This window comes from Acinetobacter sp. ACZLY 512, from assembly GCF_023614015.1.
Classification (GTDB): domain Bacteria; phylum Pseudomonadota; class Gammaproteobacteria; order Pseudomonadales; family Moraxellaceae; genus Acinetobacter; species Acinetobacter soli.
On record NZ_JAKIVI010000002.1, the window covers coordinates 77,907 to 99,840 of the forward strand.

Here is a 21,934-nt window from a genome sequence, read left to right on the forward strand (position 1 = left end):
AAGATTTTGACAAAGAATAATGCATAAAAGCGCGGCAATTCTATCAAATTGCCGCGCCTTTTGGTAAATAAATTCGAGTTTTTTTAGTGGAATGTGTTTAAACCGCTTGTACAATCCTTAACCAAGCCTTTTCAATTGCGTTTTGGATCCCCTCAGCATCCAATCCACAATTTTTTAGCATCTGGGCATGTGTAGCTTGATGAATGAAAGTATCTGGTAATCCCAAATTCAAAACAGGCTTCAAGATTTGCGCCTGAGCCAAGTACTCATTGACTGCACTGCCTGCACCAGCCATGACCGCATGCTCTTCAACCGTCACAAATAAATGCGTGCGTTCAGCCAGATCGCGAATGATTTGCTCATCAAGCGGTTTGATAAAACGCATATTGACCACAGATACGCCTACATCATATTTTTGCGTCAATTGTTGTGCTGCCTCGACTGCAACAGCAACGCGGCTTCCAAATGCTAAAATCGTGATTTGCTCATCGTGAGTCGTACTTGACTCAAAGACCACCTCAGCCTTACCGATTTCCAGTTTGCTCAGATTTGACTGAATCTCAACGCCTAAGCCTGCACCACGCGGATAGCGTACCGCAGCCGGGCCTGGATACTCATAAGCGGTATGCAGCATCTGACGGCACTCGTTTTCATCTTTAGGCGCCATGATGATCAGATTTGGCACTGTACGCATGTAAGCATAATCGTATGCACCTGCATGTGTCGGACCATCTTCACCGACAAGTCCCGCACGATCAATACCAAAGGTGACATCCAGATTTTGTAACGCCACATCATGAACCAGCTGATCATAACCACGCTGTAAGAAAGTCGAATAAATTGCCACAACAGGTTTAAGCCCTTCACAGGCCATGCCAGCAGCCAACGTGACCGCATGCTGCTCGGCAATCGCCACATCAAAAAAACGCTCTGGATACTGCTGAGCAAATTTGACCATACCCGAACCTTCACACATCGCTGGCGTAATTGCCATTAAGCGTGAGTCTTGCGCCGCTTCATCACATAACCACTGTCCGAATACATCAGAATATTTAGGCGGTGATTTCTTGGCTGGCGCAGTGGTCACAGGCGCGACTTTACTAATCGCATGATAAGTAATCGGATCGGCTTCGGCCGGGATAAAACCTTTGCCTTTTTTGGTATATACGTGAATTAAACGTGGCCCTTTGCGTTTTTTGAGGGCATTGAACACATCAACAAGCTGATTGACATCATGGCCATCAAAGGGACCAAAATAATCAAAGCCAATCGCTTTAAATAAGTTATCAGCTGCATCGGTAGCCGACTGATGCAGGCGTGAATTATAGGTCCACTGCGGATGCGGCTGGACATAAGCCTGCCCCTCTGCATCGATATTGACCAAATGACCTTTTTCCCAAATGGCAGCCAAGTGTTTGGCAAAACCACCGGTACTACATGAAATCGACATGTCGTTATCGTTGAGGACGACAATCAGATCTGCGTTGTGCGCGACGGCATCATTCATGGCTTCAAATGCCATACCTGCTGTCATGGCACCGTCGCCTACAATACTGACCACCTCACACGGATTTTTTTGGTAGCGGCGTGCCAGTGACATGCCCAAACCTGCGGAAATTGCAGTAGACGAATGCCCAACACCAAAGGTATCAAATACTGATTCTTCGCGTGCAGGAAAAGCCGCAAGACCATTTTGTGCACGAATAGTCGTCAGTTGTTCACGACGACCTGTAAGTGCTTTGTGCGGATAGGCCTGATGTCCTACATCCCAAATGAGACGGTCATTTGGTGTATTAAAACAATAGTGTAGAGCAACCGTTAATTCGATCACGCCCAAATTGGCACCAAAGTGGCCGCCACTTTGACCTGCCGCATACAAGATAAACTGACGCAACTCATCAGCCACCTGTGTCAGTTGGCTAGGTTCGAGCTGACGTAATTGTTGCGGATGATTAATTTCATCTAACAATGGCGTAACAGGACGGTGAGTTGGAATTTCGGTATACAACATATGTGGCAAAGCCTTTTTAAGCCTGGCAAATCCTAAGCTGGGTAAATGGGAATTCGATACGCATATCGAATTAAATCACCTTCAATCAGCCACATTTCTAACGATGCAGTATTGAGCACAACTAACATGTGCTTAGGGTGGCGTAGATTATCCTGAATAATCTCACAATTTATCAACCATTATTGTCCGCTTTCTAAAAAAAAGAAAAGGTTCTGAATAATTTCGACATGACAATTCTACCAATCTCTAAGCATTACGCTATACTTTAGCCGATTTCATTGACCTAAAGATGAGTAATTTGTGGCTATTGAGTTTGTCGCGACCTCTAAACTACCGACCCAATTTGGTGACTTCAATATTTCAGTCTTTCAAGATCCTGTAACGGGCGAAGAGCACGTTGCATTGTCTAAAGGCTTAGAGTCACCACCGACGGCGCCAGTGCTGGTGCGTATTCACTCAGAATGCCTCACTGGCGATGCATTTGCATCGCTCAAATGTGATTGTGGTCCACAGCTGCAAGCTACACAGAAACTGATCAATCAAGCAGGTCAGGGTGTGATTTTGTATTTACGTCAGGAAGGCCGTGGCATTGGATTGACCAATAAAATCCGTGCCTATGCACTGCAAGATCAGGGACACGATACCGTAGATGCCAATTTACTGTTGAACCTACCTGCCGATGCACGCCGCTACGACATGTGTACCATCATGCTAGATCATTTACAGATCAAGCAGGTCAAGCTGATTACCAATAACCCACTCAAACTGAATGCGCTAACCGATCTTGGCATTGATGTTACCGAACGTGTTGCTCTCACAGTGGGCAAAAATCCGTTTAACGAGCAATACCTTAAAACCAAAAAAGAGCGTATGTCTCACCTCTATCAAAAAGATGACTTCTAAGCGATAGATCATTGAAATTGACGCTTGAGTCATTTTTGGCTCAAAATCCCTTACTTTTTTTAAGGTTTTATGTTTTGATGATCAGACGCGTTTAAGTTTTTATTTGAGGCACAGCATGCAACATCCAACTTCAGACGATATTCAACGGGTCCGTGAGTTTCTTCTCGATCTTCAAGCACGTATTTGTAGCCGCCTTGAACAGCAAGAACAGCTTGGGGGAGGAAGTGCGACGTTTGTCATTGATGATTGGGAGCGTCCAGAAGGTGGCGGTGGCCGATCTCGGGTGTTGCAAAATGGTGACGTAATTGAAAAAGGTGGTGTGATGTTTTCACACATCAACATCTCTCAACTGCCCGCCTCTGCTACGGCACGCCATCCTCAAATTGCCGGTGCCAAAGCGCAGGCGCTTGGCGTATCACTGGTCATCCACCCTAAAAATCCGAATATTCCGACTTCACATGCCAATGTACGCTTGTTTGTGGCTCAGCCTGAAGGACATGATCCGATCTGGTGGTTTGGTGGCGGATTCGATTTAACCCCGTTTTATCCAAATGATCAGGATGTCCAACACTGGCATCAAACAGCATTTGATTTGTGCCAACCTTTTGGCGATGGTGTATATGCCGAGCATAAGCAATGGTGTGATGACTATTTTTATTTAAAGCATCGTGATGAACAGCGTGGTGTGGGTGGTTTATTTTTTGATGATTTGAATGCTTGGGATTTCGATACCTGTTTTGCTTACATGCAGGCCGTAGGTAACGGTTATCTGGATGCGATCTTGCCAATTTTTGAGCGCAATCGTGATAAGCCCTACACACCAGCGCAACGTGATTTTCAGCTTTATCGTCGCGGGCGCTATGTCGAATACAATTTAGTCTATGACCGCGGCACCTTATTCGGCTTACAAACGGGGGGCCGAATTGAATCGATTTTAGTGAGTTTACCTAACCTCGCTGCATGGACCTATCGTCCTGAATGGGATCAAGATTCTGCCGAGAAAAAGCTCACCGATTACTACCTCAAACCACAAGATTGGTTAGGTCTGCTGTAATATCTCCTTGCAAATGAGACTGTTTCTTATCGAGACAGTCTCTTGTCTATTTTGAATTATCGTTTATGCTCTAACATGGAAATCCCTGATGCAGGCACTTAGGGGTTGCAAACCAAGAAAGATGCTTACAGTGTAAATCGATCCTGCATGTCATGCTTATTTCATCAAGGTTTGTTTTACTTATTCAATTCTTATGAAAAGGCTATCTCCATGTCCCATCTCTTTGAACATAATCGCGCATTGTTATTTTGGATGACCGTTGCAATCTTGATTGTTTCGTCTGTTATTACGCTCGGATTTGATAACGTCTATTCCGATGGTATCTCGATTCCAATTAACGTCTTTGCCAGTGTCGGACTATTTTTGATGATGATGACCCATGTGATCGAAGAGCTTGAGTCGATTTGTAATCCCTAAGCTCTTTAATCCCCGCATTGTGACTTAACCCGCTTTGCCCGCCACAAACGGATTAAACTGTTTTTCATGACCAATGGTGCTGATCGGGCCGTGGCCTGAAATAAACTGGGTTTGATCCGGCAAGCTAAAACATTCACGCTGGATAGACGCGAGTAATTGGGCATGATCACCGCGCGGGAAATCTGTGCGCCCAATTGAGCCTTTAAACAACACATCACCTGTCCAGAGCAAATTATAGTCTGCACTATAAAACATGACATGACCTGGCGTATGCCCAGGCGCATAGCGCACTTCAAACTCAGTTTCACCGAGGGTCAGTACTTCTCCGCCCTCAAGCCATTGATCCACCCGAACTGGCTGTGGAATGGGAAAGCCATAACGCGCAGAGACTTCTTGAATCATATCGAGCCAAAAGGCATCTTCTTTGTGCGGGCCAATCACAGGCACTTGCCACAGCTGGGCAAGCTCTCCAACCGCACCTGCATGATCCAGATGCCCATGCGTGAGCCATAAGGCTTTTACTGTTAAACCCAATTCTTCAACGGTCTGTTTTAACTTTTGAGCTTCACCGCCCGCATCAATCAGCACAGCCTCTTTACTTTCACTGTCCCACAAAATTGAACAGTTCTGCGCAAAGGCGGTAACCGGCACGATTTTCACTTGTAACATAGTGTTCTCTTTACTCAATGCTCACGATATGCAAGCGTGTAATCTAGGGCATCCAGATTCACTTTAAGCAGTTGTGTTAGCAACTCAAGATGTTCAGCATTGGTGTTTAATGCTGGAATATACTCGTAACGCTGACCACCAGATTCCAAAAATAGTTCAGCATTTTCTACTTCAAGTTCCTCTAAAGTTTCCAAACAGTCCGCAGAAAACGCCGGGCTTAAAATTTGAACACTTTCTACGCCACTTTTGCCCCACTCTTCAAGCAAGGCGTCGGTATACGGTTTGACCCATTCCTGCTTTCCAAAACGAGACTGGAAGCTGATGGCCCATTCATCGTCGTGTAATCCCAAATGTGCAGCAACCAGTCGAGCCGTTTCACGGCAACGCTCTGGATACGGATCACCTTTGTCGGCATAAGGCTGTGGAATACCATGAAACGACATCAAGAGTTTTTGTGCCTTGCCATGAGTTGCCTGAAAACGTGAAATACTGTTGGCCAGTGCTTCGATATATAAAGGATGACGATAGTAATCTTTCAGAATTGTCAGGCCCGGCAAGTGGCGTTGCTTGGGAATCCAGCGCGCAAAGGCATCATATAGCGGTGCAGTTGAAGTGGCCGAATATTGTGGAAATAATGGCAACACAATCACATGCTCTTGTGGCATTTGCGACAAGTTTTTGAGCACCGCTTGAATGCCCGGATTGCCATATGACATGGCCGGAATAATATTCAGGTCTAAATGAGGATACTGCGTATCGAGCTGCTGCTTAATGCCCGCAACCTGTGCATACAGAATTTCCCGCATGGGTGAATCCTGATTCCAGATACTGGCATACGCCTCTGCAACGCGCTTGGGACGAAACGGCAATACAAAACAATTCAGAATAATCTGCCAAATCACTTTTGGAATTTCGATTACCCGCTGATCCGATAGGAACTGTCGCAAAAATTCACGCACAGCCGGTGCTGTCGCAGCATCGGGTGTGCCCAGATTGGCCAAAATCACTGTAACTTTTGGTTTAGGTATGCTTGGCATACTTTGTCCTGTATCAATACCCTATGACTGAGCTTAATGTATCAGGTTTTCAGGTTATTTATAAATTGGAATATGAATCAGTTTTTGATTGAAAATTTCGATTTTGATGTTGAAAGTAGCGATCAACCATATGCTGCCCTGCTGCGGTCAGTCGCCACTGCATTCGTTGCTGTTCATCACGTTGAACCGGAACAATCCATTCGTTTTGTCGCATTTGCAGTTTGATGTGATACAAGCCATGCACCAGAATTTGTGCCCGTCCGACCGCATAGACCTGAGGCAGCGTTTTTTGTATGTCGCTTAAGGCAGTATCATTGAGGTAATCATTGAGGCACTTGGCAAAATATTCTTCGGGGATTGGGCTTTGAAACACCTTGGAGAGCTCATACAGCAGGCGCCCCCATGGCTCGGTGCGTTGCAAGGTTAACTCGTGAATATGGCCATCTTCATAGGCCTGAATACGGTATTCAAACCGATACACGTCGTCGATGGACACATCACAAATGGCCACCATATCCTCTTCGCACTGACGCAGTGTACGTTGTAATTGCAGAAGCTTGCTGCGCAGATGATCAATTTCATCTTGCAGAGTTTGCATATTTTGCGGACGAATCCAGCCCAGTACCGGAAAGCACTCCAGCATATGCAGCATGTTGCTGCGCAAGGTATGCTCCAATTCACGTAAGTTTTGATAATAAAATACCTGATCGACTTCTTGCTGTAGCTGCTTACGAAATTCGATAAATTTTGCACGAGCAGGTGCCGATGCATCATGTAATTCTTCTGCACGCGCATCGGGATCGGCATGCATGAACACCACCATAGGCTTTTGCTTGGTGATGGCGTAGATATACTCCAGATGCATATAACTAATGCCCGAAACCGAGCAGTCGCCGTATTGGCTACCCAAAAGCAAAATCACATAATCACAATCATCAATTTGCCGACGGGCAATTGCGGTGCTTACGGGTGAGCGCTGTTCGACACACCACGATGAAAAACCCATTCCAATCAAGGTTTGTGCAATCACACGGCGCTCAGGCGACATCTCTGCACCTGAGGTTGCGACAAACACTTGATAGCGCCGATCGAGCATGCGGCAGTCCTCTTTCAGCTACTGATGGATTGCAAGGAAATAAAGATCAATCTTATATTTATCATGAATCGAATCTTTTTATTTGGTCTTTTGCGCAGTATAAACCTGAATCGAGTTTAGCTGCCACGTAAGATGCGATGGAATCAAGTGCTCAACCACCTGACGGGTCTGTTCAAGTTGCTGACCTGTGACAAAGCACGCGATCCGCAATCCCGAGGCATGTTCATGTTCAGCAATCAGTTGATGTTTAATCAGAATTTGGGCCGTTTGTCGTGCCACCGCAACACCTGAATCAATCAGAATGAGCTGGCTGCCAAATAACTGTTCAATCGCATCTTTTAAAAATGGATAATGGGTACATCCCAACACCAGATGATCTGCCCCCTGATCAATCACGGGTTGCAATATCTGACGCAATAACGTCAAACAGGCGTGGCTCATTTCCTGCCCCGCTTCAATCAGCGGCACCAGCTCCAGACACGTTACTGGTATCACGCGCACCCCCGCAGGCTGTGCAAAGTGATCGATTACATCCTTGATGAGCTGTCCACGAAAGGTGGCCGGCGTTGCCAAGACCGCAACCACCTTCGATTTACTTTGGAGCACCGCAGGCTTTAACGCAGGTACCAGCCCCACAATCGGAAACGATTCGCCATAATGGGCACGCAAACTGTCTAGGCTAAAAGCGGATGCAGTATTGCAGGCCACCACAGCCATTTTACAGCCCTGACGGTATAACCATTCAATACCACGGGCCGTCAACTGACGAATATCGTGATCGGGCCTTGGTCCGTAAGGCACATGCGCTGTATCGGCCAAATATACGATCTGCTCATTGGGCAAATGACAAGCAATTTCCTGCGCAATCGACAAGCCACCTACACCCGAATCAAACACCCCGATGGGTGCATCGGCAGACGCCGCAGGCATCGGGTCAAGTTCAAGAGAAACAGGAAAGATGGCAGTCATTTCAGCACTTCAAAGACAAGATGGAACTGAGCATCAAGCTTAAACCTCAACTGTCTAAATGCAAGAGCAAATCACCACTTTTTAGTGTTAAAACCACTTTTCCATCTGGTGTTTCATCGAGCTGGCCCAGTTCTACCAGATGATAAAATACCTGTCGTTGAATTAAGGCATTGAGTCCAAAACGTACATGTACATAGGGGCGCCGTTCGCCAGCGTATTCCTGCATAAAAATCGGATGTGCATCATCGACCAGCACCACATCCTGATTGGTCGTGGTCAATTGCAAATACGCCTGCCCGTCAATCTGAACCTGCTCGACCCGATTGACCAATAAAGGCGCATCTTCAACCTCGATTTCGATTTGCTCGACCGGGGTTTTCAGATAAAATTTGCCCGCCTCTTGCCACAGTACACTTGAGAACAGATCCAGCATGCTTTGTCGTTTCATTAATTGACCTTCGTGCCACCATTCTCCATTGGCTTTAATGATCAAATCCATTTTACCGCAATGCTTTGGGTGCCACTGGTCGAGAGGCGGTATTGACCTTTTGTGACTTTGCTGTACATCTTTTACGTATTGTGCAATGTTGATTAAGTTTTTATCATCATCTGAGGGTGATTTTTCACTCTCCTGAGATGAATTATTTTGATTTACCATAGTTTATGCCTTGCTGACGAGAAAATATAACGACTCAGCCAATTGGCTAGATGACGGTTTAAATCTATACTAGCCCAGACTATTAAAGACACGATCCGTGGCTTGTGTCTAGAGATTCAGAACACTCATGGCAGCACCGAATATCAAATTACGGTTGCCACCCTTAGCAATATGAGGAGTCCTACATGGAACACATCGAACGAGAAGCGATGGAGTTTGACGTAGTGATCGTTGGTGCAGGACCTGCAGGTCTGTCTGCTGCGATTAAAATTCGCCAACTCGCGATTGAAAATAATTTATCCGATCTATCCGTCTGCGTCGTCGAGAAAGGTTCCGAAGTAGGCGCTCACATCCTGTCTGGGGCGGTACTTGAGCCACGCGCGATGAATGAGCTTTTTCCGAACTGGAAAGAAGAAGGTGCGCCGCTAAATGTACCGGTTACCGAAGATAAAACCTATTTCTTGATGTCGGATGAAAAGTCTCAGGAAGCACCACACTGGATGGTGCCTAAAACCATGCATAACGATGGCAATTATGTCATTTCACTCGGCAATGTGGTGCGCTGGTTGGGTCAAAAGGCAGAAGAACTGGAAGTGTCTATTTTCCCAGGTTTTGCTGCAGCAGAAGTGCTTTATCATGCTGATGGCACCGTTAAAGGTATTCAGACCGGCGACATGGGCATTGGTAAAGATGGTGAACCAACGCATAACTTTGCGCCAGGTTATGAACTACATGCCAAATATACCTTGTTTGCCGAAGGATGCCGCGGTCATTTAGGTAAACGCCTGATCAACAAATTTAATCTCGACAAAGATGCCGATCCACAGCATTACGGTATCGGGATTAAAGAGCTTTGGGAAATCGATCCAGCGAAACACAAACCGGGCTTGGTGATGCACGGTTCTGGCTGGCCATTGAGTGAAACAGGCTCATCGGGCGGCTGGTGGCTTTATCACGCTGAAAATAACCAAGTGACCTTGGGCATGATCGTGGATTTATCTTATGAGAATCCGCACATGTTCCCGTTTATGGAAATGCAGCGCTGGAAAACCCATCCCCTCATCAAGCAATATCTTGAAGGTGGCAAACGTATTTCGTATGGCGCGCGCGCTGTGGTGAAAGGTGGTTTGAACTCATTGCCGAAACTGACCTTCCCAGGCGGTTGCTTAATTGGTGATGACGCAGGTTTCTTAAACTTTGCCAAGATCAAAGGCTCTCACACTGCCATGAAATCTGGCATGCTGTGTGGCGAAGCGGTATTTGAAGCGATTGCACGTGGTGTCGAAAAAGGCGGTGACTTGGCTGTTGCCCGTGTCGTGGAAGGTGATGATCTGTTCGACAAAGAACTGACTGCCTACACGCACAAATTTGACAACAGCTGGCTCAAAGAAGAATTACACCGTACCCGTAATTTTGGTCCAGCCATGCACAAGTTTGGCCTCTGGATCGGTGGTGCATTTAACTTTGTTGACCAAAATATCTTTCAAGTGCCATTTACCTTGCATGATCTGCAACCGGATTATAGTGCTTTAAAAACACAAGACAAAGTCAGTGTTAAGCCGACGTATCCAAAACCTGATGGCAAGATTACTTTTGATCGTTTGTCTTCTGTGTTTGTTTCAAATACCTTGCATGAAGAAAATCAGCCATCGCATTTGAAATTGACCGATGCCAGCATTCCTGTTGCAGTGAATCTGCCTAAATGGGATGAACCGGCACAGCGTTACTGCCCTGCGGGTGTATATGAAATTGTGGCAGAAGATGGTGCTGCGCCGCGCTTCCAGATCAACGCTGCAAACTGTGTACACTGCAAAACCTGCGATATTAAAGATCCTTCGCAAAATATCACTTGGGTGACACCAGAAGGTGGTGGTGGTCCAAACTATCCAAATATGTAAATATTTGGATCGTTCTTGCGAAGCGATAATCGCTTCTCATCTCAAAATATATCGTCATACGCTTAAGCTAGAGCGGGTGGTTAAACAAACCACCCGCATAAAAAAACTGGATCAAGAATCCAGTTTTTTTATTTTCAGTATGAATAATTAATGTGTCATTAACTGCACATAGACCTGTTTAAATAAATCGTAGTCGATATATTCAAGATGTGCTTCCTGTACGCCTTGTACAGTTGCTGGGCTAAGTTTATTTTGACGGGTATCGACATAAACACGCCCTAAGATATTGGCCACCTCGAGCAACTGTTTACGCTGAGTCGCATCCAGCTCATTTTCTTTTTCAAAGCTCAGCATATACTGCTGGGCAAACAAGCGTTGTGGCTGATGTTTAAATTGTTGCTGCAACGTCTTCCACTGCTGACGCTCGGTTTTGGTTTGCATGGCTTGTGTCACGATACGGTCAACGTCATAGCCGAGTTCAGCATCAAATTGATCGTCCTGCACCAACTTATGCTTTTGTTGCAACTGTTTTATCACGGCCAAACGCTTTGCATTAAGCGGATTGGTTTTTTCATCTGAATACCAATAAGCATAAACCTGCGCAATTTCGTTTAAATCCTGACGTGAATAATGTCGAACAAACTCAGGTGAATCTGCCGTGAGCTTGGCAATGAACACGGCATTAAAGGTCTTTTCATAAGATCGGGTTTGATCGTAAGTGCGTTCAGCCAGTTGATTTAACTGATCGTCCCAAGACAATTCAGCACCTGAAGAGGTCTTTGATGTGGTGTCCTGCCCTAAGGTTTTACTTAGATTTCCCACAAGCCCTTCAATCATGGAGCCCTTACTGGCCTCCTTAAATGATTTGGCTTGTTTTAACTGCTTGGTATCGATAGGTGTCGCATGGCCATAGTTTTGTATTAGGGTATCGGCACGAAGATTAAGCTTTTTGTCACTACCCGGCAAAGTAAAGCCGAGATTATAGTCGATGGTAGCCGCTCGACCTTGAGCATCAAGACCGACATCGACGACAAACGGATTGGAGCTTTGTACCTTCGCCTTTACACGCTGAACCTCAGCTTGATGTTTATTCCATAAAGCTTTAAACGCATCTTGATCGATAAACTGGTTTTGATCGTAAGCCGCAAAAGTTTTGGCCAGTTCAGCACGCGCTTCAGTGAGACCCAACATTTTTGGTGTCTGTACCGATTGCAGTACATCGATGTCGTACTGTTGCATACAATAGGTCGCATCGCCTGCCGCAATCGGCTGATTTGACTGATTCAAGGCTTGGCATGCTTCGGCATCTAAACCGTCTACAACCGCGACAGACGTCTCCTGATCCGATGCCTCAGAGTCAGATTCGGACTCAAATTCAGTTGCCTCGAGTTCTTCGCTGGCCGTTAAATTAAATTTTTGATTGAGTAACTGATACAGCGACAGTGCAGCAGCATCGGCTTGTTGCTCAGATGTCTCTTTGCCAGTCACGATTTTTTCGGCTTGCTGAGCTGTGGCCTCACCTTCCGCCCACTGTTCAAGCGATTGATCTTTAAGCCCTAAAACAGATTGATTAAAGTATTTTTGATTGACCTGTTCAAACATGCCCGATTGTAGTGATACATCCTCAAGGGTGGTCTTGAGACGGATTTTTTCAACCACACCTTTGGCTTGATCATCACGATTTACCGATAGACGCTGTAATTGTCCGGGTTCGGCCAGATCATACATCACAGCAGTCGAGGCCTTCAGATACTCGACCAGCTTTTGCATATTGACCTGTTTCAATTGCTCTGAATATTTTGAAAAATCGAGATAGGCCAATGAGTCTTGGCTCTCCTGATTCACCAGATACGGCATAATGGCAAAATAATTGGTATAAAAACGATAGGCTTTTAAATCCAGAATCATCGGAACTTTGGCCTGCACCAACAAGGTGGGCTTTTCATAACGTGCCGTTAAATTAAAGCTGCCGATCCGTTCGCGATAGTGAATGGAGCCGTCAAATTTAAATTGAACGTCATTTAAAATATTGAGTAAGGTCTCGGCTATTTTTTCAAAACGCGATGGATCAAGCGCACCCGATTTTTTTTGCTGCGCAATGGCCGCGTAAAAGGCCTGTTTCTCCGCAGAACTCAGCTTAATCTGTTGATCTGCTAAAAATTGATCGATTTTCAGCTGCAAAGCTGGATCGAGCAAAGCAGGCGCTGGATGATTTTTGCGACTTTGAGCTGTCGATGCATCCACGTTTACTGAAAAATGACCGCTATAGTCATAACTTGGATATTGATACATGGCATTTAAACCACGAACAGCTTGCTGATCAAGCGCTTGCTTTTCATTATTGGTTTTTATGACATGTTGGGTACAACCACTCAGACTCAAACCCAATAAACAAAAAGTTAAGTATTTTAGACGTATCATTACCGATTACACCGTTAATATAGTTATAGTTTCAAAGCTTCAACTTGTTTTTTTGAAAAAAACACAGGTTTTTGACTGTATCAGAAAATCAGAATCAAAACGAACCAGATCGATCTTCAATTCGCTTTTCTGACATTTTTTTCAAGTCACGTTATCAATGTTTTTTTAGCCAGCTGTGTCAATAATAAATCATCAATAGAGCCACCCTATTCCAATCCATTTAGGAGTTAAGACGATGCCAGCGTATAAAGCCCCACTCCGTGATGTACGTTTCTTGATGAATGAAGTGTTTGATTATCCTGCGCACTTTAAAACTCTGTCAAACGGAGAAAATGCAGATCCAGATACTATCGACATGATTTTAGAAGGTGCGGCCGATTACTGTGAAAATGTGTTGTCACCTTTGTATCAAAGCGGTGATGATGAAGGCTGTCATTTTGAAAACGGTGAGGTGCGCACTCCAAAAGGTTATAAGGAAGCCTACGACCAGTTCGTGCAAGGCGGCTGGCAGGGTCTTTCGTATCCGGAAGAATTTGGTGGTCAGGGCTTACCTATGTCACTCAATCTCATCAAATCTGAAATGATGGGTACTGCAAACTGGGCTTTCACCATGTATCCGGGCCTGAGTATGGGCTGTATGAATACCATCTTGCAGTTTGGTAGTGAAGAACAAAAAAATACTTACATGCCGCACTTGGTGGCAGGAACATGGTCGGGCACCATGTGTTTGACCGAGCCACAGTGTGGTACAGATTTGGGGCAAGTCAAAACCAAAGCCGAACCTCAAGCAGATGGTACCTACAAGCTCACTGGAACCAAAATTTTTATTTCGGCGGGTGAACATGATCTGACAGAAAATATCGTGCATATTGTGTTGGCACGTTTACCAGATGCCCCTCCGGGAACACGCGGTATTTCACTATTTATTGTGCCAAAATTTTTGCCAACCGCAGACGGCGGTGTAGGTGAGCGCAACACGGTGAACTGTGGTTCGATTGAGCATAAAATGGGGATCAAAGCTTCAGCTACTGCAGTGCTTAACTTTGATGGTGCAACCGCTTATCTGATTGGTGAAATCAACAAAGGTTTGCATGCCATGTTTACCTTTATGAATACCGCACGTATCGGGACAGCGGTACAAGGAATCGCACATGCCGAGCTGTCTTATCAGGGATCATTGCCATATGCCAAAGAGCGTATGTCCATGCGTGCACTCTCTGGGAAAAAAGATCCAGATAAAGTGGCCGATGTGATTATCCATCATGCCGATGTACGTCGTATGCTGTTGACTCAAAAGGCGATTGCCGAAGGTGGTCGTGCCATGATTTATCATGCTGCACAATTGGCCGATAAAATGACCGATGCACTTCTGGTGGGCGATCAGGCAAAGTATGAAGAATACGACGATAAATTAGGCTTTTATACGCCAATTTTGAAAGGCTTTTTGACCGAGCTGGGCCTAGAAGCTGCCAATCATGGCGTGCAGGTGTTTGGTGGGCATGGGTACATCAAAGAATGGGGTATGGAACAAATCGTACGTGATGCACGCATTGCCACTTTGTATGAAGGAACAACAGGCGTACAGGCGCTCGATTTGATTGGTCGTAAAGTATTATTGTCTTCAAAAGGTAAAGTAGTTCGTGACTATACTGCCGAAATTTTGAAATTCTGTGGCCGTCATGCACGTAACAAATATCTGCGCCGTTTTGCTTGGGATTTAACCAAACTATGCGCACAGTGGAATACGCTGACTGTACGTATTATGCTTGCCGCACGTAAAGACCGTGACATTGTATCGTCTGCCTCAATGGATTATTTGATGTTCTCAGGCTACGTGATGATGGCTTATTTCTGGGCACAGCAGGCAGTGATTGCTTCTGAGAAATTAGAAGCAGGTGACGGCAAAGAAACTGCGGAATTTTACAAAGCTAAAATTAAAGTTGCAGACTTCTATTTTGAACGCTTGTTGCCACGTACTCAAGGGCATGCAGAATCGATGGTGAATCCATCTCGCTCCTTGATGGCACTGCCTTCAGAACATTTCAGTTTTGATTATTAATTCAAATTCAAAAAAGGGCATCCGATGATGCCCTTTTTTTTAATCGTCTCTTTTTTCTAGAATATATTCTTGCTTAGGTGCGATGAGTCCAAATTCTAGTTCACGGCGTGGATTTAATTTTTCGTGATCGATCGTACGCGCCAGATTAAGCTTTAAATCTTGATCGGGTTCAATTTTGTAATATATATCGACGCCTTCGTTTAGCTCTATCACGATCTGATTATGGGTTTTATCTAAGGTCCAGTTATCTTGACGGTAGGCACTTTTTTCCTTGATGTTGCCTTCTGCGCCCAGTCGTCCCGGATTCACCAAGGTCTGATGTGCTGTACCATCTTCTAATAACGTCAAAATATATTCGGCACTGCCCTGCGGACAATTAAATGCCGTATCTACACAGGCAATACGTGTGTGATAACGCCCGACATAACGCAAAGCATCTTCAGAAATTTCGGCATTTTTAAATGCATGCTGTGAAACTGGCAACGTCGCTTGCCCAGCAACATCGGATAATTTTTTGCCCGAATCGATCTGTACATTTATTTCTGAAGGGCGTACATGTTGACTCGACACATGCTCGTGCGAAGGATTGCTCGCATCACAAGCGGTCAGACTCATACCGATTACCCCCATACACATCAGGTGAGGTAGCTTGATCTGCTGTGACGATGAAAAAGGCATCATATTCATATCACAAAATACCGTAAACAAGACAAAACAAATAAGTGCGTGATAAGACTTAATTGTTGAAGAGCGTGAAAAAAAAGAGCGTGGTCGTAGCAAGACTGCAGCCTGAAACTCACCAGCTAAAGTTTAAACATCCGCTGTTTAAAATGAATGCAATTGTAAAATGGATCACGCCTTGAGGTGGGATTGCTTTACATAATTTAACCTTTTAGTTGCGTTTGTCACTTTAAAACAGGGCGACCTGCCCCACAAATAAAAATACAAGCATCGAGTTTCAAGATGTTTGCCGATATTATTTTTTAAGGAGAAACGTCAATGGCCACTACGGGTTTATACCGTTCCAACCGACAACATATGATCGCCGGTGTAATGGGCGGTATTGCTGAACGTTTTGGTTGGAACGCGAACTTACTTCGTTTGATTTTTATTGTGATTTCACTGATGAGTGCCGCCTTTCCGGGTATTTTGGTGTACCTGATTTTATGGCTGGTGATGCCAAAGCAACCGAAACGTTTGGCCTATAGTACAGTCAATGAAGGGTATAGCCATCCGGTTCGCACCGTACATGAAGATCGACACTCACGTTAACCCACCCTTTGACCATGTTGGTCGCTACGGTTGTTTCCCCTAACATCAACCGTAGCTTTTTTTTGTTTAACTTTGCGTATGTAAAATAAGTTGTTGCTGGAGTGCTGCAATCATGTCGGCGCGACTGATGATCCCCACCAACTGAGTCTGATCGACCACAGGAATATAATTAAACGATTTTTCGACAAAGTAAGGAATTAAATCGCCAATCGGCTGTAGCGGTTGCGCCGTGATCACCGTCCGATTCATAATTTGATTCACTGTAAATTCCCACGATGCCCGTGGATCTGCTGCGCGTTTAAACCATTCCACCACATCATAAAGCGCTAGCGTGCCGACCACCTGTTTATGCTGGTCAATCACGGGCAAGCTCATCAAGTTAATCTGTTTAAATTTTTCTAGTGCATCTTGAATTTCTTCGTGCTGATCAAGCGTCATGACGTCTTTACTCATAATATCGGCACAGACAAAATGGCTGATCTGGCGCTGCTGCGCCTGCGCTTGCGCATCTAAAATAATTTTTTCTAAATCGTACTGACTGATATCGAGCAGCTCGGTCTGTGCCTGCATAGCACGCTGGATATCTTGTGGCTGAATGGTGACTTTTTGTGTGGGTGTCGGATCACTCGAACGCGTATTGACATGCCGAGGATACGGAAACTGACGACCAATCAAACGGTTAAATCCGATTGCAAAAGCCATTAATAAAACAGAATTGAGCAGGACGGGATATATCACAAAGGCATAGCCCAGTTCATGTACCGTCGAACCACCCAATACTGCGGTAATGGCCACAGCACCGCTCGGCGGATGTAAGGCATCGGTCGACATCATCAGAAAAATTGCAATACCGACCGCAATACTCAATGCCAGTGTTTGATCTGGAATCCAGAGCGCACAGCTCACGCCTACTAGAGCGGCCAAAGTATTGCCCACCACAATATTCCACGGCTGAGCCAAAGGACTAGATGGCAAAGCAAACAGCAATACAGATGAAGCCCCCATCGGCGCAATGTACCAAGCATTCATGCCATGGAGTACCCACCAGCTTACCCAAGACGAAATGGCCAATCCAAGCAAGGCACCCACTGCACAGTACATCCGCTCTTTGAGCGCCAGCACGCGAAAATCGGGTTTTAGATCATTTAGCCAAGTTTGCTTTGTTGGATTCACCTGTCGTACGCCTCGGTATTGAACTGCCTGAGAGACAAAAGTATAAACAGACCAACCTTAAAAATGCATTTAAATTATATCTTATACACAGCAGTAAAATTGATTAACGATGATGCCGCTCAAAAAAACTCCAGATCAGGGTCGATGCATCGACACGATCATACGGATTGGTGCTAGCAGGCCAAACATGGTGGCCTTTGGCGAGCTGATAAAACATCAGATCAGCCGCACAGCCCTCTCCTTTTAGACGTGTGACCTGTTTACTCATTACTTCCTCGCTTAATGTCTGGCACTGATTGGCGGCTTTCCAGTATTGAAGTGGAAATTGAACAGGCTCGAAGGCTTTGGTCTGCGCCTTGGCAACAAAACCGATTGAGCTGACTCCACCTGCCACCGGAACCACATGATCACGCGTACCATGAATCATCAAGATTGGCACAGGTGCCTTGGCAACTGGCGGCTGTTCAAACATCGCACCAGACACCACCGCCACTGCGGCCAACTGAGTGCCCATTTGCTCAGCCAACTGATACGTCAACATGCCGCCATTAGAAAATCCGGCAATATAAATACGAGTGCTATCTATTGCATAATGCTGCTTTAGGTACGCAATTAATTGTTGAATAAAGCGCACGTCATCCACTTGCTGTTGCACGGCATCGCCACAACAGCCACCGCTATTCCAGACGCCTTTTTTTTCTGAAGGCCCAATCCCTTGAGGTGCCACTAATAAAAATCCGTGCGCTTTTGCCTGTGCTTGAAAACGCTTGATCATTTGTGAGGAGTTACCGCCACCACCATGTAAGGCAATCACCAGCGGCTGCGATTGGGCATTTGGATTGGGATTGAACAGTTCGAAACTACGCACCCGCTGATCGACATTGAGCCGCTTGTGCACAATCGGCAACTGATGATAACGGATACTCTGCTGCATATGTGTCACAATTTTATCCGTCACCCAGCCTGCTTGCGTTGCTGTACTCAAGCCGAGTGTGGCCAAGATTGCCAGCAGAATACGACACTGCGAAGATGGAGTTTTAACTTTATTTTCAAACATATCGGGTGCTCGGCGACAGATTTTGATTCCACAATATCGCGCTCATTCCCGACAATCAATGTGGCTTTTGGTTGTTTTTTCTTGCTGCGAGCTACACAGAACCTTTGCCACTCCCCTGCAAAATCCTTATACTTATGAACAATTTTTTCGCATAAATTAGTGGATGCACATGAGTCGCGCCATCTCTCATATTGATACCTTTCAGGGCTTGATTCTTGCCCTACAAAATTACTGGGCCGAACAAGGCTGTGTGGTTCTTCAGCCTTACGATATGGAAATGGGCGCAGGCACATTTCATACTGCAACTTTCTTACGTGCGCTCGGACCTGAGACATGGAATGCGGCGTATGTTCAACCTTCTCGTCGTCCAAAAGACGGCCGTTATGGCGAAAACCCAAACCGTTTGCAGCACTACTATCAGTTTCAGGTAGTGCTTAAGCCAAATCCAGACAATATTCAACAGCTTTATCTCGACTCGCTCAAAGCGATTGGCATTGATACGCTGACCCACGATATCCGTTTTGTCGAAGACAACTGGGAATCGCCAACGCTTGGCGCTTGGGGCTTAGGCTGGGAAGTGTGGCTCAACGGTATGGAAGTGACACAATTTACCTACTTCCAGCAAGTCGGTGGTATTGAATGTTACCCTGTTACGGGTGAAATCACCTATGGCCTTGAGCGTCTTGCCATGTATCTGCAAGGTGTCGATTCAGTCTATGATCTGGTCTGGACCAAAGGCCAATTTGGTACAGTGACTTATGGCGATGTGTTCCATCAAAATGAAGTTGAGCAATCAACTTATAACTTCGAATATGCGCCTGTAGACAAACTATTTGAATTGTTCGATTTTTACGAGTCTGAAGCGAATCGTTTAATTGACGCAAAACTCTCCTTGCCTGCTTATGAACAAGTCGTTAAAGCGTCGCATACCTTTAACTTGCTCGATGCACGCGGCGCGATTTCAGTCACTGAACGTCAGCGTTATATTTTACGTGTACGTACACTGGCTCGTGCGATTGCACAAAGCTATGTACAAGCGCGCGCAGAACTTGGCTTCCCAATGGCTGAACCACATTTACGTGATGAAGTATTGGCACAGTTAAAAGCACAAGCGGAAAGTGAAGCAGCTCAAGCTGAAAAAGCCAAGGAGAGTAAATAATGAGCAAACATACTGTTTTATTCGAACTTGGCTGCGAAGAATTACCGCCAAAAAGCTTAAAAACTTTACGTGATGCCTTAAAAGCAGAAACAGAAAAAGGCTTAAAAGATGCTGGTTTAAACTTCGCTGCCATTGAAGCGTATGCAGCACCACGTCGTTTAGCGCTGAAAATTATTGATGTCGATGCCGCACAAGCAGACACACAAAAACGTTTTGATGGCCCAGCTGTTCAGGCGGCTTACGATGCAGAAGGCAAACCAACTAAAGCACTTGAAGGCTTTATGCGTGGTCAGGGCATTACTGCCGATCAAGTCAGTACTTTTCAAGCAGGTAAAGTCGAGAAGGTCTGCTACCTAAAAGACGTCAAAGGTCAAAGCCTAGACGCGTTACTGCCACAGATTTTACAAACTGCCTTAGATAATTTACCGATTGCCAAGCGTATGCGCTCTGCGGCAAGCCGTACCGAGTTTGTACGTCCAGTGAAATGGGTGGTATTGCTTAAAGATGATCAAGTCGTTGACGCCACTATTCAGGATCACCAAGCGGGTAATGTGACTTATGGTCATCGTTTCCATGCACCTGAGGCTGTAACTTTAGCGCATGCAAATGACTATTTAGCTGCACTCGAAAAAGCGTACGTTGTTGCGAACTTTGAAAAGCGTCAGGCAACCATTCAAGAACAAGTGAAAAAGTTAGCTGATGAAGTGAATGCAACTGCGATTGTTCCAGCCGACTTACATGACGAAGTAACAAGCCTCGTTGAATGGCCTGTCGCTTTACGTGCAACTTTTGAAGAACGCTACTTAGCTGTTCCTCAAGAAGCACTGATTACCACCATGCAAGACAACCAGAAGTATTTCTGTTTGATCAATGCGGAAGGTAAATTACAGCCTTACTTTATTACTGTTTCAAATATTGAGTCAAAAGATCCGACACAAATTATCGAGGGTAATGAAAAAGTTGTTCGTCCTCGTTTGTCTGATGCTGAGTTCTTCTTCTTACAAGATCAAAAGCAACCGCTTGCGTCTCGTAAAGAAAAATTGGCAAACATGGTATTCCAAGCACAGCTTGGTACGCTTTGGGACAAATCAACACGTATTGCCAAACTTGCAGTCGCGTTGTCTTCAATTACGGGTGCAAACCCAGCCGATGCTGAAAAAGCAGCATTACTTGCAAAATGCGACTTAACCTCTGAACTTGTGGGCGAGTTCCCAGAACTTCAAGGGATTGCGGGTACTTACTATGCGCGTATTGAAGGTGAAAACACTGAGGTTTCAGAAGCGTTAGGTGAGCAATATTTACCAAAATTTGCGGGTGATGTTTTACCTAAAACCAAAACCGGTACAACCATTGCCCTTGCTGACCGTTTGGATACGCTGGTGGGTATTTTTGGTATTGGGCAAGCGCCTACAGGCTCGAAAGACCCGTTTGCACTTCGTCGCTCTGCCATTGGGATCTTGCGTTTAATCATTGAAAATGAATTGAACGTGACCATTGAAGAATTGGTCAATCTTGCACTTCAAGGCTATGGCGATATCGTCAAAGATCACGATAAAACCCGTACTGATGCGGTGGCTTTCTTGGAGGGTCGTTACCGTGCCAAATATGAAGACCAAGGCGTTGCCGTTGACGTACTTCAAGCCGTTCAAGCACTGGCACCAAAATCACCACTTGATTTTGACAAGCGTGTAAATGCTGTAAACCACTTCCGTGCGTTACCTGAAGCTGCTGCACTTGCTGCTGCGAATAAACGTGTTGCCAACATTCTTGCAAAAGAAGCGGCACCAGAAGGTGCAGTCGTTGAAGCCAATTTAGTAGAAGATGCAGAAAAAGCATTATTTGCTGAGCTTCAAGCCGTCACGCCTGTGGTTGAGCCATTACTTGCAGCAAAAGACTACACTGCTGCACTGTCTAAACTTGCCGCACTTCGCGCACCGATTGATGCTTTCTTTGATGGCGTGATGGTGATGGCTGATGATGCAGAGTTAAAAGCCAACCGTTTACGTTTGTTGGCACAGTTGCGTCACTTATTTACTGCGGTTGCGGATGTGAGTGTATTGCAGGGTTAATTCCTACTTTGT

Annotated in this window: 18 protein-coding genes; 8 read left to right on the forward strand and 10 right to left on the reverse strand. The window is 45.4% G+C overall.

The annotated features are described in order from the left end of the window. Positions 1–97: 97 nt before the first annotated feature. The gene (gene dxs, locus L2096_RS02880) at positions 98–2,011 is read right to left on the reverse strand and encodes a 1-deoxy-D-xylulose-5-phosphate synthase (RefSeq protein WP_250364833.1); all 1,914 of its coding nucleotides are present in this window, start codon (positions 2,009–2,011) and stop codon (positions 98–100) included. Positions 2,012–2,311: 300 nt separating this feature from the next. Between dxs and ribA the strand changes: the two genes are divergently transcribed. From ribA to L2096_RS02895, 3 genes are all read left to right on the forward strand, one after another. After that, the gene (gene ribA, locus L2096_RS02885) at positions 2,312–2,914 is read left to right on the forward strand and encodes a GTP cyclohydrolase II (protein ID WP_004934462.1); all 603 of its coding nucleotides are present in this window, start codon (positions 2,312–2,314) and stop codon (positions 2,912–2,914) included. A gap of 115 nt (positions 2,915–3,029) precedes the next feature. Further along, on the forward strand, positions 3,030–3,968 hold the full coding sequence (gene hemF, locus L2096_RS02890) for an oxygen-dependent coproporphyrinogen oxidase (RefSeq protein ID WP_004945136.1): 939 nt from the start codon (positions 3,030–3,032) through the stop codon (positions 3,966–3,968). A 210-nt stretch (positions 3,969–4,178) separates the two neighbouring features. After that, positions 4,179–4,385, forward strand: coding sequence for a hypothetical protein (locus L2096_RS02895; protein WP_004934454.1), 207 nt, complete (start codon positions 4,179–4,181; stop codon positions 4,383–4,385). A 24-nt stretch (positions 4,386–4,409) separates the two neighbouring features. Here L2096_RS02895 and L2096_RS02900 read toward each other — a convergent pair whose 3' ends face one another. The 5 genes from L2096_RS02900 to L2096_RS02920 all read right to left on the reverse strand — a co-directional run bounded on the left by L2096_RS02900 (position 4,410) and on the right by L2096_RS02920 (position 8,814). After that, positions 4,410–5,054: an MBL fold metallo-hydrolase gene (locus tag L2096_RS02900; protein WP_004934450.1), complete on the reverse strand. Its 645-nt coding sequence runs from the start codon at positions 5,052–5,054 to the stop codon at positions 4,410–4,412. Between the two features lie 14 nt (positions 5,055–5,068). Beyond that, a complete protein-coding gene (hemH, locus tag L2096_RS02905; RefSeq protein WP_025095682.1) occupies positions 5,069–6,091 on the reverse strand; it encodes a ferrochelatase in 1,023 nt (340 codons plus the stop codon). 58 nt (positions 6,092–6,149) lie between these two features. Beyond that, on the reverse strand, positions 6,150–7,187 hold the full coding sequence (locus tag L2096_RS02910) for a DUF4062 domain-containing protein (RefSeq protein ID WP_004945132.1): 1,038 nt from the start codon (positions 7,185–7,187) through the stop codon (positions 6,150–6,152). Between the two features lie 78 nt (positions 7,188–7,265). Next, positions 7,266–8,156 (reverse strand): glutamate racemase, encoded by an 891-nt coding sequence (gene murI / locus L2096_RS02915; RefSeq protein WP_250364834.1) that lies wholly within the window; start codon positions 8,154–8,156, stop codon positions 7,266–7,268. Positions 8,157–8,202: 46 nt separating this feature from the next. Next, complete coding sequence (locus L2096_RS02920) at positions 8,203–8,814, reverse strand: DUF1285 domain-containing protein (protein WP_004934440.1); 612 nt, start codon at positions 8,812–8,814, stop codon at positions 8,203–8,205. A gap of 185 nt (positions 8,815–8,999) precedes the next feature. On the opposite strand from L2096_RS02920, the gene L2096_RS02925 reads away from it, so the two are divergent. After that, entirely contained in the window at positions 9,000–10,712 is a 1,713-nt protein-coding gene (locus L2096_RS02925; RefSeq protein WP_048764428.1) for an electron transfer flavoprotein-ubiquinone oxidoreductase, read from the forward strand. 147 nt (positions 10,713–10,859) lie between these two features. Here the strand turns inward: L2096_RS02925 and L2096_RS02930 are convergent, their stop codons facing one another. Then, positions 10,860–13,133, reverse strand: a complete 2,274-nt coding sequence (locus L2096_RS02930) for a hypothetical protein (protein ID WP_250364835.1) — start codon at positions 13,131–13,133, stop codon at positions 10,860–10,862. A 235-nt stretch (positions 13,134–13,368) separates the two neighbouring features. Between L2096_RS02930 and L2096_RS02935 the strand changes: the two genes are divergently transcribed. Next, a complete protein-coding gene (locus tag L2096_RS02935; protein ID WP_250364836.1) occupies positions 13,369–15,192 on the forward strand; it encodes an acyl-CoA dehydrogenase C-terminal domain-containing protein in 1,824 nt (607 codons plus the stop codon). Between the two features lie 39 nt (positions 15,193–15,231). On the opposite strand, the gene L2096_RS02940 is transcribed toward L2096_RS02935, so the two are convergent. After that, positions 15,232–15,879 carry a hypothetical protein gene (locus tag L2096_RS02940; protein WP_151746496.1) on the reverse strand — a complete coding sequence of 216 codons (648 nt, stop codon included), beginning with the start codon at positions 15,877–15,879 and terminating at the stop codon, positions 15,232–15,234. A gap of 312 nt (positions 15,880–16,191) precedes the next feature. On the opposite strand from L2096_RS02940, the gene L2096_RS02945 reads away from it, so the two are divergent. Next, entirely contained in the window at positions 16,192–16,464 is a 273-nt protein-coding gene (locus L2096_RS02945) for a PspC domain-containing protein (RefSeq protein ID WP_004934426.1), read from the forward strand. A 66-nt stretch (positions 16,465–16,530) separates the two neighbouring features. Here L2096_RS02945 and L2096_RS02950 read toward each other — a convergent pair whose 3' ends face one another. Both L2096_RS02950 and L2096_RS02955 read right to left on the reverse strand, forming a co-directional pair. Then, a complete protein-coding gene (locus L2096_RS02950) occupies positions 16,531–17,637 on the reverse strand; it encodes an HPP family protein (RefSeq protein ID WP_004934421.1) in 1,107 nt (368 codons plus the stop codon). A gap of 103 nt (positions 17,638–17,740) precedes the next feature. Next, positions 17,741–18,694 carry a CE1 family esterase gene (locus L2096_RS02955; protein WP_250364837.1) on the reverse strand — a complete coding sequence of 318 codons (954 nt, stop codon included), beginning with the start codon at positions 18,692–18,694 and terminating at the stop codon, positions 17,741–17,743. A gap of 169 nt (positions 18,695–18,863) precedes the next feature. Between L2096_RS02955 and glyQ the strand changes: the two genes are divergently transcribed. Further along, positions 18,864–19,853 (forward strand): glycine--tRNA ligase subunit alpha, encoded by a 990-nt coding sequence (gene glyQ, locus L2096_RS02960; RefSeq protein WP_025095686.1) that lies wholly within the window; start codon positions 18,864–18,866, stop codon positions 19,851–19,853. Continuing rightward, positions 19,853–21,922: a glycine--tRNA ligase subunit beta gene (gene glyS, locus L2096_RS02965; protein WP_250364838.1), complete on the forward strand. Its 2,070-nt coding sequence runs from the start codon at positions 19,853–19,855 to the stop codon at positions 21,920–21,922. Before glyQ ends, glyS begins: the two co-directional genes overlap by 1 nt. The last annotated feature ends 12 nt before the right edge of the window (positions 21,923–21,934 follow it).